The sequence below is a fragment of the Streptomyces bathyalis genome (assembly GCF_015910445.1).
In the GTDB taxonomy this organism is placed as follows: domain Bacteria; phylum Actinomycetota; class Actinomycetes; order Streptomycetales; family Streptomycetaceae; genus Streptomyces; species Streptomyces bathyalis.
Genome location: NZ_CP048882.1, coordinates 2,271,605 through 2,285,571 on the forward strand (window position 1 = coordinate 2,271,605; position 13,967 = coordinate 2,285,571).

At 70.2% G+C, this 13,967-nt stretch carries 9 protein-coding genes; 6 read left to right on the forward strand and 3 right to left on the reverse strand.

Going from position 1 to position 13,967, the window contains the following annotated elements; genetic code table 11:
- Positions 1-321 precede the first annotated feature (321 nt).
- Positions 322-1,242 (forward strand): protein phosphatase 2C domain-containing protein, encoded by a 921-nt coding sequence (locus G4Z16_RS09670; protein ID WP_197350450.1) that lies wholly within the window; start codon positions 322-324, stop codon positions 1,240-1,242.
- Here the strand turns inward: G4Z16_RS09670 and G4Z16_RS09675 are convergent.
- Positions 1,214-1,660, reverse strand: a complete 447-nt coding sequence (locus G4Z16_RS09675) for a MarR family winged helix-turn-helix transcriptional regulator (protein WP_246530762.1) — start codon at positions 1,658-1,660, stop codon at positions 1,214-1,216. The two genes, G4Z16_RS09670 and G4Z16_RS09675, sit on opposite strands and share 29 nt — an antisense overlap.
- 258 nt (positions 1,661-1,918) lie before the next feature.
- Here G4Z16_RS09675 and G4Z16_RS09680 point away from each other — a divergent pair, with 258 nt between their 5' ends.
- Positions 1,919-2,770 (forward strand): lysozyme, encoded by an 852-nt coding sequence (locus G4Z16_RS09680; RefSeq protein WP_197350452.1) that lies wholly within the window; start codon positions 1,919-1,921, stop codon positions 2,768-2,770.
- A 185-nt stretch (positions 2,771-2,955) separates the two neighbouring features.
- Here the strand turns inward: G4Z16_RS09680 and G4Z16_RS09685 are convergent, their stop codons facing one another.
- Positions 2,956-4,083: a hypothetical protein gene (locus tag G4Z16_RS09685; protein WP_197350453.1), complete on the reverse strand. Its 1,128-nt coding sequence runs from the start codon at positions 4,081-4,083 to the stop codon at positions 2,956-2,958.
- Between the two features lie 210 nt (positions 4,084-4,293).
- Complete coding sequence (lon, locus tag G4Z16_RS09690; RefSeq protein WP_197350454.1) at positions 4,294-6,741, reverse strand: endopeptidase La; 2,448 nt, start codon at positions 6,739-6,741, stop codon at positions 4,294-4,296.
- A 139-nt stretch (positions 6,742-6,880) separates the two neighbouring features.
- Here lon and G4Z16_RS09695 point away from each other — a divergent pair, with 139 nt between their 5' ends.
- The 4 genes from G4Z16_RS09695 (at position 6,881) to G4Z16_RS09710 (ending at position 13,887) form a co-directional block, all read left to right on the forward strand.
- Positions 6,881-7,630 (forward strand): spermidine synthase family protein, encoded by a 750-nt coding sequence (locus G4Z16_RS09695; protein ID WP_246530763.1) that lies wholly within the window; start codon positions 6,881-6,883, stop codon positions 7,628-7,630.
- Positions 7,631-7,725: 95 nt separating this feature from the next.
- Positions 7,726-8,535 carry a response regulator transcription factor gene (locus G4Z16_RS09700; protein WP_246531257.1) on the forward strand — a complete coding sequence of 270 codons (810 nt, stop codon included), beginning with the start codon at positions 7,726-7,728 and terminating at the stop codon, positions 8,533-8,535.
- Between the two features lie 136 nt (positions 8,536-8,671).
- A complete protein-coding gene (locus tag G4Z16_RS09705; protein ID WP_197354283.1) occupies positions 8,672-9,775 on the forward strand; it encodes a HAMP domain-containing sensor histidine kinase in 1,104 nt (367 codons plus the stop codon).
- A gap of 260 nt (positions 9,776-10,035) precedes the next feature.
- The gene (locus G4Z16_RS09710) at positions 10,036-13,887 is read left to right on the forward strand and encodes a multifunctional oxoglutarate decarboxylase/oxoglutarate dehydrogenase thiamine pyrophosphate-binding subunit/dihydrolipoyllysine-residue succinyltransferase subunit (RefSeq protein ID WP_197350455.1); all 3,852 of its coding nucleotides are present in this window, start codon (positions 10,036-10,038) and stop codon (positions 13,885-13,887) included.
- Positions 13,888-13,967 lie beyond the last annotated feature (80 nt).

Sequence of the window (13,967 nt, forward strand, 5' to 3'; positions counted from 1 at the left end):
CCCTTGGACGCCATCCGACCCTTCCAGCACGGATGACAGGCGATGTGACGATCTCCTGCTGGGCCACCCGAAGGAGTGAACCGTAACCGGGAGTCGACGAACAACTCCGCCTGCGCACCCCAACCACCCTCTAACGGGCACCGGTTGGAAATCCCACCCGGGCCCTGGCAGGATGCGCGCTCGCATACTTGCGGACGCACTTATTCCGGTCAACTCCAGCCCTGCCGCGAGGTCTGACCTGGTCGTCCTTCCTGATCCCAGGCTCTTGACACGCGTTGTGCGGACCGCCCTGCCGTACCGTCCGAGTGCAGACTGAACGGCATGCGCATCGACATGACCGGCGAGGCCGGAGATCCCGGTCGCCCCAACGAGGACTACGCGTCGGCCGCTCTGCCCTCCTCCGGACAGGGGGGCGCACTGGTGGTGCTGGACGGTGTGACACCGCCACAGGACGAGGCCGGATGCACGCACGGAGTGCCCTGGTTCACGGCCCGTCTGGGTGGCGCGCTGCTCGAACTCGCCACCGCACGAAGGGATCTGACGCTCCGTGCATGTCTCTCCGAGGCCATTTCGCGTACCGCTGCCGGCCATGTTTCAACCTGTGACCTTTCTCACAGACGTACCCCTCAGGCGACCGTCGTCGCGGCCCGGTGGGACGAAGAGAGTGTCGAGCACCTGGTCCTGTCGGATTCCGCGCTGCTCGTGGAGCATCCTCACGGCTCGGTGACACCCGTGCTCGACTCCCGGCTGGGCGAACTGCCCCCGCACATCAGCTCGTTGCGCAGCCGCGTGCGCGCCCTGCCGGAGGGAAGCGCCGAAAGGGGCGCGGCACGCGCCGAGTACGTAAGCGCGGTCGAGGCGCTGCGCAACGCTCCCGGAGGCGAGGGCTTCTACACCGCCGCCGCCGACCCCGCCGTCGCCTCGCTCGCGGTCACCGGCACGGCGCCGCGGGCGGGCGTACGGGCTCTGCTGGCGCTCACCGACGGCGCCGCGCGCTGGAGCCAGACGTTCCGGCTCGGCGACTGGTCCGCGCTTCTCGGGCTCGTACGGAAGGAAGGCAGCGCGGCGCTCGTTGCCCGGGTGCGGGAGGCGGAGCGGGCCGACCCGCACGGATCGGCGTACCCACGGGGCAAGACGCACGACGACGCCTCGGTGGTCTTCGCTGAGCTGGGGCCGGCCGCACGGGCAGCCGGTCCGCCGGCCCTCCGCCCGCTCAGGTCTCCACGTCCGACAGGGAGTTGAGCTGGTGCATCAGCCGTGCCAGCTCGGCGATCTCGGCGGGGTCCCAGGTGGCGAGCTTGCGCACGTACTCGGCCCGTCTCGCCTCCCGCACCGTCCTGAAGCGGTCGCGGCCCTGCGTGGTCAGATGCACCAGGGAGGCCCGGCCGTCGTCCGGGTCGGGGGCCCGGGTGATCAGTCCCAGGTTCTCCAGCACCCTCAGCTGCCGGCTGATGGTCGCCTTGCCGACGCCGAAGTAGGCGGCGAGGTCGGTGGCCCGCTGCGCTCCTCCCTCGTCGAGACGTACGAAGAGCCCGTACGCGGCGGGCTCCAGTTCGGGGTGCACCTCGCGGGCCAGTTCGCCCGAGAAGGCGCGCGCACGGCGCAAGAACACCGTCAATTCCCGCTCCAGATCGAGCAATTCGGGTGTGTGCTGCCGCATGGACTCATCCACCTGTGCGCCCTCTTCCGTCATCCTCGCGGAAAGTTCCCGTTGCGGACCGCCGATCGTCGCAGCTCCGGCTCGATTTCGCAGGTGTGGACCACCGGCGGAGAGCTGTCCGTCTTCCCCGGCTATGTCTACGCGCGTACCGTTAAAGACGTGACATGCCCACACCAGAACGGGCATGGAATGACAACACCCGCACCGCACCCCCCACTTGATCCCCCCCACCCGTCCCCCACGGTCTCGGAGGCAGCGATGCCAGGTCATGGTCCAGGCAAGTCCCGCCGCAGGCGCGGAATCCTCTACGCGGCGGCGCTGTTCACATCCGCACTCGCTCTGCTCCTCACCGCACCGGGCGCTGCCAGCGCGGCGCCTCAGGACAACCACCCCGTCAAGCCCGGCGAGGCGTCGATGGGCGTGGGCGTCCGCATGCACGAAGGCGGCGACCCCACCGACGGCACACCCCCGAAGACGCTGGACGCGACAGTCCACGGCGTCGACGTGAGCGGCCATCAGGGCAACGTCAGCTGGTCGACCCTGTGGAACAGCGGCGTGAGGTTCGCCTACGTGAAGGCGACCGAGGGCACGTCGTACGAGAACCCGTACTTCGCCCAGCAGTACAACGGCTCCTACAACGTCGGGATGATCCGCGGGGCCTACCACTTCGCCCTGCCGGACAACTCCAGCGGCGCCTCACAGGCCAACTTCTTCGCGTCCAACGGCGGCGGCTGGAGCAAGGACGGCAAGACGCTGCCCGGCGTGCTCGACATCGAGTACAACCCGTACGGCGCCACCTGCTACGGCAAGAGCCAGAGCGCGATGGTGAGCTGGATCCGGGACTTCACCAGCACCTACAAGGCACGCACCGGCCGCGACGCCGTCATCTACACCACGACGGACTGGTGGACGCAGTGCACGGGCAACAACGGCGGCTTCGGCAGCACCAACCCTCTGTGGATCGCCCGCTACGCCTCCGCGCCCGGCACGCTCCCGAACGGCTGGGGCTTCCACACGTTCTGGCAGTACACCTCGACCGGGCCGACCGTCGGCGACCACAACCTGTTCAACGGCGCGATGGACCGTCTGGTGGCCCTGGCCAACGGATGACGTGACGCCGCGGCACGCGGCACCAGGGTGAACCGGGCGGGCGGACCGACGCCCGCCGTGCGACGCCGCGCCGGCGAGGGTGCCGGCGCGGCGGTCCCAGCCGGGAGGGGGTGCCCGGTGGCGGTGTCACACCGCCACCGGGAGCTCCCGCCTGCCCCACATACGGCCTCGGGCCTTCGACGTCCTCAACTCCTGCCCGGCTTCGTGGTGTTCTTCCCCGGAGCGGAGCCCACCGCGTCGCAGCGCGGGACGCTGCCCGGCGGCGCGCAGTCGGTGGGCGTGTTCTTGAAGACGGCACTCCTGACGAGGTTCACCTCGAACCCCGTCTGCGCGGCCGTGCTCTGCTTCCGCTTGCCAGTGGTCCCCGCGTCGATGTGGAGATCGAGGGAGACCCCGGGGTTCGCGATGCCCCCGCCCTTGCCGGGGCCGCCGTTCGCGACGTTGCGGCTGACGCTGCTCCGGAACAGCGTCGTCGGCTCGTCCGCACCGAGGTACATGCCGCCGCCGTCGATCTGAGCGATGTTGCCCCTGACCCTCGTGAAGTTCATCCGCAGCGGGCCGGACTCGTCATTGACGGCCATGGTGGCGATGCCGCCCCCGAGTTGGCCGGTGACGTTGTCGTCGACCGACACGTGGTCCAGCTGGGTCCCGCCTCCGTTCGCGAGACCGCCGCCCCAGTTCGACACCTCGTTGTCGCTCAAGGCGCCGCCCCGCATGGTCATCGTCCCGCTCGTGCCGACCCCGCCGCCCCACGAGGCGCTGTTGTCGCGGACCGTGGTGTCCTTCAGCAGGAGCCTTCCTCGCAGGCTCGCGATCCCGCCGCCGAGGCCGCTGGAGGTGTTGCTTCTTACCGTCACGTCCGTCAGGCGGACGGTGCCGCGCTCGCTGTAGATTCCGCCGCCGTCACTCGCGCTCACGGGGGCGGACTCGCCACCCCGTACGGTGAGCGACTCCAGGCTGAGGCCGCCGCCCTGCTTCACATGGAAGATGCGGAAGGCCGAGGTGCCGGGAGCACGCCGGATGGTGGTCCCCTCTCCTCCGGAGACACGCACGTTGCCGGTGATCTCGGGCAGGCCGTCGTCCGCGTTGTCGGCCGCCGTGAGGAAGTAGGTGCAGCGCGGGGCGAGGACGATGCCGCGTCCGTTCGTGTTCGCGCTGGTGATGGCGGTCTTCAGCGCGGCGACGTCGTTGCAGGGCACGCGGGTGGGCGCCTGCGGCGCGTGCGCCTGTGCCTGTCCGGCGGGGAGAAAGGTGAGGCACAGGCCGAGACCCGTCGCGGCAGTGGCGGTTGCGCGTCTGAACTTGGCAGTCATTCGGCATCCCTCGCTCTGGGGACTGGCAGTCCCTTCAGACATGTAGCCGAGGTCCGCATGCGCCGCATGTCCGGCTCTGCCGTCCGGCCGCCACGGCAGCACCCGTCGCCCGGGACGCCGCACGGCTTGCAGGGGAGCCGCACGACGCACGACGCCGCGCCGGCGACGAGCGCCGGCGCGGCGGGTGGGGCCGGGGACCCGGTGGCAGGGTCAGGCCGCCACCGGAAACTCCCGTCCGGCGTCGAGGCAACCGGACTCGGCCGGTGTCAGGGCCAGTTCGAGCACCTGGCGGATGTCGGAGAGCGGACGCACGTCCAGTCCCTCCAGCACCTCTTCCGGCACGTCGTCCAGGTCGGGCTCGTTCCGCTTGGGGATCACGACGGTCGTGACGCCGGCACGGTGCGCCGCGAGCAGCTTCTGCTTGACGCCGCCGATGGGCAGCACCCGTCCCGTCAGTGAGACCTCGCCGGTCATCGCCACGTCCGTGCGCACCTGGCGGCCGCTCAGCAGCGACGCCAGTGCGGTGGTCATGGTGATGCCCGCGCTGGGGCCGTCCTTCGGCACGGCACCGGCCGGCACGTGCAGGTGGATCCCCCGGTCCTTCAGATCGGCCACCGGCAGCTCCAGCTCGGCGCCGCGCGAGCGCAGATACGACAGGGCGATGTGCGCGGACTCCTTCATCACGTCACCGAGCTGGCCGGTGAGGGTCAGTCCGGAGCCGCCCGTCTCGGGGTCGGCGAGCGACGCCTCGACGAAGAGCACGTCGCCGCCCGCGCCCGTCACCGCGAGCCCGGTCGCCACGCCCGGCACGGACGTACGCCGCTCCGCCGGGTCCTGAGCGGACTCGGGGGTGTGGTGCGGACGGCCGATCAGCGAGCGCAGCTCGTCCGCGCCGACGGTGAAGGGCAGCTCGCGCTCCCCCAGCTCGTGCTGGGCCGCGACCTTGCGCAGCACCCGGGCGACCGAACGCTCCAGGTTCCGCACGCCCGCCTCACGCGTGTACTCGCCGGCGAGCCTGCGCAGCGCGCCGTCCTCCAGCAGGACCTCGTCGGCCGCGAGGCCGGTCCGCTCCAGCTGGCGGGGCAGCAGGTGGTCACGGGCGATGGTGACCTTCTCGTCCTCGGTGTAGCCGTCGAGCTGCACGAGCTCCATGCGGTCCAGCAGCGCCTCCGGGATCGCCTCCATCACGTTGGCGGTGGCGAGGAAGACCACGTCCGACAGGTCGAGTTCGACCTCCAGGTAGTGGTCCCGGAAGGTGTGGTTCTGCGCCGGGTCGAGGACCTCCAGCAGCGCCGAGGACGGGTCGCCCCGGAAGTCGGCGCCGAGCTTGTCCACCTCGTCCAGGAGGACGACCGGGTTCATCGAGCCGGCCTCCTTCACGGCGCGCACGATGCGGCCCGGCAGCGCACCGACGTACGTGCGCCGGTGACCGCGGATCTCCGCCTCGTCGCGGACACCGCCGAGCGCGACGCGGACGAACTTGCGTCCCATGGCACGCGCGACGGATTCGCCGAGGGAGGTCTTGCCGACCCCGGGCGGCCCGACCAGCGCCAGCACCGCGCCGCCGCGGCGGCCGCCGACGACCCCGAGGCCGCGCTCCTCGCGCCGCTTGCGCACCGCGAGGTACTCGGTGATGCGCTCCTTCACGTCCTGCAGACCGGCGTGGTCGGCGTCCAGTACGGCCTGGGCGCCGCCGATGTCGTAGGCGTCCTCGGTGCGCTCGTTCCAGGGCAGTTCGAGGACGGTGTCGAGCCATGTGCGGATCCAGCCGCCCTCCGGCGACTGGTCGGAGGCGCGCTCCAGCTTCTCCAGCTCCTTGAGCGCGGCCTTGTGCACGTGCTCGGGCAGGGCCGCGGCCTCGACACGGGCGCGGTAGTCCTCGCCCTCGTCCTCGGGGTCGCCGTTCAGCTCGGCGAGCTCCTTGCGCACGGCGTCGAGCTGGCGCCGCAGCAGGAACTCACGCTGCTGCTTGTCGACGCCTTCCTGGACGTCCTTCGCGATCGACTCCGCCACGTCCTGCTCGGCGGCCTGGTCACGCAGCGTCTTCACGGCCAAGCGCAGCCGCTCCAGCGGGTCGAGGGTCTCCAGGAGCGTGATCTTCTGCTCGGTGGACAGGAACGGTGAGTATCCGGCGTTGTCCGCGAGGCGGCCGGGGTCGTCGATCTGCTGGAGCCGGTCCACGACCTGCCATGCCCCGCGCTTGCGGAGCCAGTCCGCGGCGAGCGCCTTGTACTCGGTCATCAGCTCGCCGACGCCCGGTCCGGCATCGCCGCTCTCCCCGGCGTCCCCGGCGTCATCGGCCGTCTCGGGCTCCTCGATGAGGACACCCTCCACCCACAGGGCCGCGCCGGGGCCGCTCGTGCCGGCGCCGACGCGCACCCGCTGCCGGCCGCGGATGAGGGCTCCGGGATCGCCGTCGGCCAGGCGCCCGACCTGTTCGACACGGCCGAGCACGCCGATCTCCCCGTACGTGCCCTCGACCCGGGGCACCAGCAGCACCTCGGGCTTGTCCTTTCCGGTGGCGGCGGCCTGGGCAGCCTCCACCGCACCCCGGACCTCGCTGTCTGACAGGTCCAGCGGCACCACCATTCCCGGGAGCACGACCTCGTCATCAAGGGGCAGCACGGGCAGGGTGAGCGGTGTGGACGTCGAAGCCATGATCTCTCCCTCGGCAGGCAAGTTGAGCTATGCCCACTCAATGCTTGCGGGGGCCGGGATGTTCCATGGCGCCCGCCATGTTCGCCAGGAGCGATCACCGGCGCGGCACGGCGCCCGCACGACGCGGCAGGATGGGCGCATGCCCCAGCAGCACAGCCACACCACCCCTCACAACAGCGCCACCCCCGGCGGTCATGCCCCGATCGACGACGGCGCCGGGGGACCCGTCGTCCTCGACCGCCGCGACGGGCCCCACGGCGAGGTCGTGCTGCGGCAGCACGGGCAGCTGCTCCAGATCATCGCCAACGGCACCTTCCTCATGGACACCTCCGACGGGCGTTCCGAGCGCCTCCTCGTACGGGCCGCCCTGGAGGAGCTGCGCCGCGGAGCGCACCGTCGGCCTCCCCGGCTGCTCATCGGCGGCCTCGGCGTCGGTTTCTCGCTCGCGGCGGCCGCGGACGAGCCGGCGTGGGGCCGCATCACCGTCGTCGAGCGCGAAGAGGCGGTCATCGACTGGCACCGGGAGGGCGGGCCCCTCTCACGGCTGTCGGCGCGGGCCCTTCGCGACCCGCGCACCGAAATCGTGCACGCCGACCTATTGGGCCACCTCGGCGGGGGCGAGCGGTTCGACGCGCTGTGCCTGGACATCGACAACGGCCCGGACTGGACCGTCACGGAGGACAACGGCTCCCTCTACTCCCCCGCAGGGCTCGCTGCCTGCAGTGCCAGCCTGGCGCCCGGCGGCGTACTGGCCGTGTGGTCCGCACAGGCCTCCCCGACATTCGAGGATGCATTGCGGAATGCCGGATTCCGACGAATTCGCACAGAAGAGATCCCCGTTATCCGAGGCGTCCCCGACGTGGTCCACTTCGCAACCAAACCGGCATAGCCGCAGCCGACACGATCCCCTTACGCTGCTGCAAGCACGCACACAAACAAGCCACGGGGCCATTGCAGGGGCGGGGTCGAATGGACCAGAAGAACATCACACAGACACAAAGCAACAACGCGTCCTCGACGACAACCCCTGGCGCGCAGCGCCGAATCCTGGTCGTCGAGGATGATCCCACCATCGTGGACGCCATCGCGATGCGGCTGCGCGCCGAGGGATTCCAGGTCCAGACGGCGGGCGACGGTCCTGCCGCCGTCGACACTGCCGAAGCCTGGCAGCCGGATCTCATCGTGCTCGATGTGATGCTGCCGGGCTTCGACGGTCTGGAGGTCTGCCGGAGGGTGCAGTCCCAGCGTCCGGTCCCCGTGCTGATGCTCACGGCGCGGGACGACGAGACCGACATGCTCGTCGGCCTCGGAGTCGGCGCGGACGACTACATGACGAAGCCGTTCTCCATGCGCGAGGTCGCCGCCCGGGTGCACGTACTGCTGCGCCGCGTCGAGCGCGCCACCCTCGCCGCGCACACACCGCGCAGCGGCATACTCCGCCTCGGCGAGCTGGAGATCGATCACTCGCAGCGCCGGGTCCGGGTCACCGGTGAGGACGTGCACCTCACGCCCACCGAGTTCGACCTGCTGGTGTGTCTCGCGCATTCCCCGCGGGCCGTCCTCTCGCGCGAGCAGCTGCTGGCCGAGGTCTGGGACTGGGCGGACGCCTCCGGCACGCGCACCGTCGACAGCCACATCAAGGCCCTGCGCCGGAAGATCGGCGCGGAGCGCATCCGTACGGTGCACGGCGTGGGCTACGCGCTCGAGACGCCGTCGTCGGGCTCCAACTCGGCGAACGCGGCGTCCGGCGCGGAGGGCGGCGGCTACCCGGCGTCGGCCACGGACGGCTCCTGACGGGCGGCGTCGCGACGTGACAGATGTGCCTGACACGCCGTCCGCCCGCCGGCCGATCCGCGCATCGCGCACGGTCCGCGTCACCGGGAAGTTCCTGGGGCGCGGGCTGCGCGCCCTGGCGCGCCTGAACCAGCGCCTGCGCCGGCGCTGGGAGCCCGTCTGGGTGGGCTGGCTGGACCGGATCTGGGAGGGGCTGCGCCCCCTCGACCCGTACCGCTCGGTGAAGGCGGCACTGGGCGCGCTGGTGATCGTCTCCGTGGTGATCACCACGCTGCTCGCGCTGTTCGCGGTCAACTCGGCGACCGAGCTGCTCGTGATCACCATCATCTCGATCATCGCCTCGCTGCTGATCACCCAGTTCGTGGCGCAGTCGCTCACGGCCCCGCTGGACGAGATGACGGACGCGGCCAGAGCCATGGCCGACGGCGACTACTCGCGCCGCGTGCGCGGTGACCGCAGGGACGAGTTCGGCGAGCTGGCCGAGACCTTCAACCAGATGGCCGCCGACCTGGAGGCCGTCGACCAGCACCGCAAGGAACTGGTCGCCAACGTCTCGCACGAGCTGCGCACGCCCATCGCGGCCCTGCGGGCGGTGCTCGAGAACGTCGTGGACGGGGTCTCCGACTCCGATCCCGAGACGATGCGCATCGCCCTGCAGCAGACGGACCGCCTGGGCAGGTTGGTGGAGCACCTGCTCGACCTCTCCCGGCTGGACAACGGCGTCGTCCCGCTGCACTCGCGGCGGTTCGAGGTGTGGCCGTATCTGGCGGGCGTGCTCAAGGAAGCCAACATGAGCAAGGGGCAAGGGCATTCGCGTACGGACGTCCATCTGCACCTCGATGTCTCCCCGCCCGAACTGACGGCCTATGCCGACGCCGAGCGGCTGCACCAGGTCGTCGCCAACCTCATCGACAACGCGGTCAAGCACAGCCCGCCGCACGGACGCGTCACGGTCCGCGCACGCCCGGGTGTGACGCCGGAGAGCCTCGAAGTGGAGGTACTCGACGAGGGGCCCGGCATCCCCGAGTCGGAGCGCGCACACGTCTTCGAGCGCTTCAACCGTACGAAGGCCGCGGAGGCGTCCTCGCAGCGGGGCGCCGGCGACGGCGGCACGGGGCTGGGCCTGGCGATCGCACGCTGGGCCGTCGACCTGCACGGCGGCTGGATCAGGGTCGCGGAGTCGCCTCGCGGCTGCCGCATCCAGGTCACTCTTCCGGGCGTGGAGGAGATGCAGGGCTGACGTAGCCTCGATGGCGGGGGCAACCCGGGAGAACGGGGCGGACAAGGGCCACCCGAGGAGTGGGACGCGGAAGGGGGGCCATCAGTTCCACCCCGTCGCGAACCTTGGTTGTTTCCCGCCACGTCATGCGCCGAAACCGGTCTCCTGATGTGACTTCCGTGACGACAACCGGGGCTGGACTGCAAGTCATGCGGGTAGAGGCGTAGCCTTTGTTCCCGCTGTCCACCATCTAAGGAACGCGGAAGAGGGCGGTTGCCGCCGTGTCGTCACAGTCCCCCAACAGCTCGAGCGTCTCGACCCAGCAGGACGGTCAGGGAAGCGATCCCGCCGCCGTGTTCGGGCCAAACGAGTGGCTCGTCGACGAGATCTACCAGCAGTACCTCCAGGACCCGAACTCGGTAGACCGAGCCTGGTGGGACTTCTTCGCCGATTACAAGCCCGGTGCCGAGGCCACGGGAGCCGTGGGAGAACCCGCGGCGGCCCCGACCACACCGCCGAGCGCCGCAGCAGGCACTTCGGGAGTGGCCGCGGGTCCGGCGCACGCAGCGCCGGCGAAGCCCGCCGAGGCCCCTGCACCCGCGAAGCCCGCACAGGCCAAGCCCGCGCAAGCCAAGCCCGCGCAGAGCAAGCCGGCCGCGAAGGCCGCGCCGGCCAAGCAGGCACAGGCCAAGCCCGCACAGGCCAAGAAGCCCGCACAGCCCGCGCAGGGCGGCGAGGCCGGCGCCGAGGCGGAGCAGCCCTCCGGTCCGGAGTACGTGCAGATGCGCGGCCCCTCCGCGGCCGTCGCGAAGAACATGAACGCCTCGCTGGAGCTGCCGACCGCCACGTCGGTCCGCGCCGTCCCGGTGAAGCTGCTCTTCGACAACCGCATCGTCATCAACAACCACCTCAAGCGCGCCCGCGGCGGCAAGGTGTCCTTCACGCACCTGATCGGCTACGCCATGGTGCAGGCGCTGAAGGCGATGCCGTCGATGAACTACTCCTACACGGAGAAGGACGGCAAGCCCACGCTGGTCAAGCCCGACCACATCAACCTGGGCCTGGCCATCGACCTGGTGAAGCCGAACGGCGACCGCCAGCTCGTCGTCGCCGCGATCAAGAAGGCCGAGACGCTCACCTTCTTCGAGTTCTGGCAGGCGTACGAGGACATCGTCCGCAGGGCCCGGCAGAACAAGCTGACGATGGAGGACTTCTCCGGCGTCACCTGCTCGCTGACCAACCCGGGCGGCATCGGCACCGTTCACTCCGTGCCGCGGCTGATGCCCGGCCAGGGTCTGATCCTTGGCGTCGGCGCGATGGAGTACCCGGCCGAGTTCCAGGGCACCTCGCAGGACACCCTCAACCGGCTCGGCGTCTCCAAGGTGATGACGCTGACCAGCACCTACGACCACAGGGTCATCCAGGGCGCCGCCTCCGGCGACTTCCTGCGGATCGTCAGCAAGCTGCTGCTCGGCGAGGAGCGCTTCTACGACGAGATCTTCAAGGCGCTGCGCATCCCGTACGAGCCGGTGCGCTGGAACCAGGACATCGACGCCTCCCACGACGACGACGTCACCAAGGCCGCCCGCGTCTTCGACCTGATCCACTCCTACCGGGTGCGCGGCCACATCATGGCCGACACCGACCCGCTGGAGTACAAGCAGCGCAAGCACCCCGACCTGGACATCACCGAACACGGGCTCACGCTGTGGGACCTGGAGCGGGAGTTCGCGGTCGGCGGCTTCGCCAACAAGTCGATGATGAAGCTGCGCGACATCCTCGGCGTCCTGCGCGACTCCTACTGCCGCACCACCGGCATCGAGTACATGCACATCCAGGACCCGAAGGAGCGCAAGTGGATCCAGGACCGGGTCGAGCGTTCGCACTCCAAGCCGGAACGTGACGAACAGCTGCGCATCCTGCGCCGGCTGAACGCCGCCGAGGCGTTCGAGACGTTCCTGCAGACCAAGTACGTCGGCCAGAAGCGCTTCTCGCTGGAGGGCGGCGAGTCCGTCATCCCGATGCTGGACGCCGTACTGGACGCCGCCGCGGAGTCCCGCCTGGACGAGTGCGTGATCGGCATGGCCCACCGCGGCCGGCTGAACGTGCTGGCCAACATCGTCGGCAAGTCCTACGCGCAGATCTTCCGGGAGTTCGAGGGCAACCTCGACCCGAAGTCGATGCACGGCTCCGGCGACGTGAAGTACCACCTGGGCGCCGAGGGCACCTTCACCGGTCTGGACGGCGAGCAGATCAAGGTCTCGCTGACCGCCAACCCCTCCCACCTGGAGGCCGTCGACCCGATCGTCGAGGGTGTCTCGCGCGCCAAGCAGGACATCATCGGCAAGGGCGGTACGGACTTCACGGTCCTGCCCGTGCAGCTGCACGGAGACGCCGCCTTCGCGGGCCAGGGCGTCGTGGCCGAGACGCTGAACATGTCGCAGCTGCGCGGCTACCGCACCGGCGGCACGGTGCACATCATCGTCAACAACCAGGTCGGCTTCACCGCGGCGCCCGAGTCGGCGCGCTCGTCGATGTACTCCACCGACGTGGCCCGGATGATCGAGGCACCGATCTTCCACGTCAACGGCGACGACCCGGAGGCCGTCGTCCGCGTGGCGCGGCTGGCCTTCGAGTACCGGCAGGCGTTCAACAAGGACGTCGTCATCGACCTGATCTGCTACCGGCGCCGCGGGCACAACGAGACCGACAACCCGCAGTTCACGCAGCCGCTGATGTACAACCTGGTCGACAAGAAGCGCTCGGTGCGCAAGCTCTACACCGAGTCCCTCATCGGCCGCGGCGACATCACGCTGGAGGAGGCCGAGCAGGCGCTGCAGGACTTCCAGGGCCAGCTGGAGAAGGTCTTCACCGAGGTGCGGGACGCCGCGAACGCGCCCGCCCCGGCCGAAGTCCCGCAGCCCGAGGCCGAGTTCCCTGTGCATGTCGAGACCGGCGTCGGCCAGGAGGTCGTCAAGCGGATCGCCGAGTCGCAGGTCAACATCCCCGACCACGTCACCGTCCACCCGCGGCTGCTCCCGCAGCTCCAGCGGCGTGCGGCGATGATCGAGGACGACACGATCGACTGGGGCATGGGCGAGACCCTGGCCATCGGCTCGCTGCTGATGGAGGGCACGCCGGTGCGGCTGTCCGGTCAGGACTCCCGCCGCGGCACGTTCGGCCAGCGGCACGCGGTGCTGCTCGACCAGAGCACCGGCAACGACTACACGCCGCTGCTGTACCTCTCCGAGGACCAGGCCCGCTTCAACGTCTACGACTCGCTGCTGAGCGAGTACGCGGCGATGGGCTTCGAGTACGGCTACTCGCTGGCCCGTCCCGAGGCGCTGGTGATGTGGGAGGCGCAGTTCGGCGACTTCGCCAACGGCGCGCAGACGGTCATCGACGAGTTCATCAGTTCCGCCGAGCAGAAGTGGAACCAGACCTCCGGTGTGACGCTGCTGCTGCCGCACGGTTACGAGGGCCAGGGCCCGGACCACTCCTCGGCCCGCATCGAGCGGTTCCTCCAGCTGTGCGCGCAGAACAGCATGACCGTCGCGATGCCGTCGCTGCCGTCGAACTACTTCCATCTGCTGCGCTGGCAGGTCCACAACCCGCACCACAAGCCGCTGGTCGTCTTCACCCCGAAGTCGATGCTCCGGCTGAAGGCGGCCGCGTCGAAGACCTCCGAGTTCACCGAAGGCGGCTTCCGTCCGGTCATCGGCGACGGCTCGGTCGACCCCTCCGACGTCCGCAAGGTCGTCTTCTGCTCCGGCAAGGTCTACTACGACCTCGACGCCGAGCGGCAGAAGCGGGGTCTGACGGACACCGCGATCATCCGGCTCGAGCGGCTCTACCCGCTGCCCGGCGCGGAGATCCAGGCCGAGATGGCCCGCTACAGCGGTGCGGAGAAGTTCGTCTGGGCACAGGAGGAGCCGGCCAACCAGGGTGCGTGGCCGTTCATCGCGCTCAACCTGGTGGACCACCTGGACCTGATCATCGGCTCCGAGCCGGTCCCCAACGCGGACCGTCTGCGCCGGGTCTCGCGCCCGTCGTCCTCCTCCCCCGCCGTCGGCTCCGGCAAGCGGCACCAGGAGGAGCAGCAGCAGCTGATCCGGGAGGTCTTCGACCTCTGAGGCTCGGCTGTTCGCGCCGAGAGCACGACGGAGGGCCCGCCGGTTGCCGGCGGGCCCTCCGTCGTGTGTGCCGTCTGTTC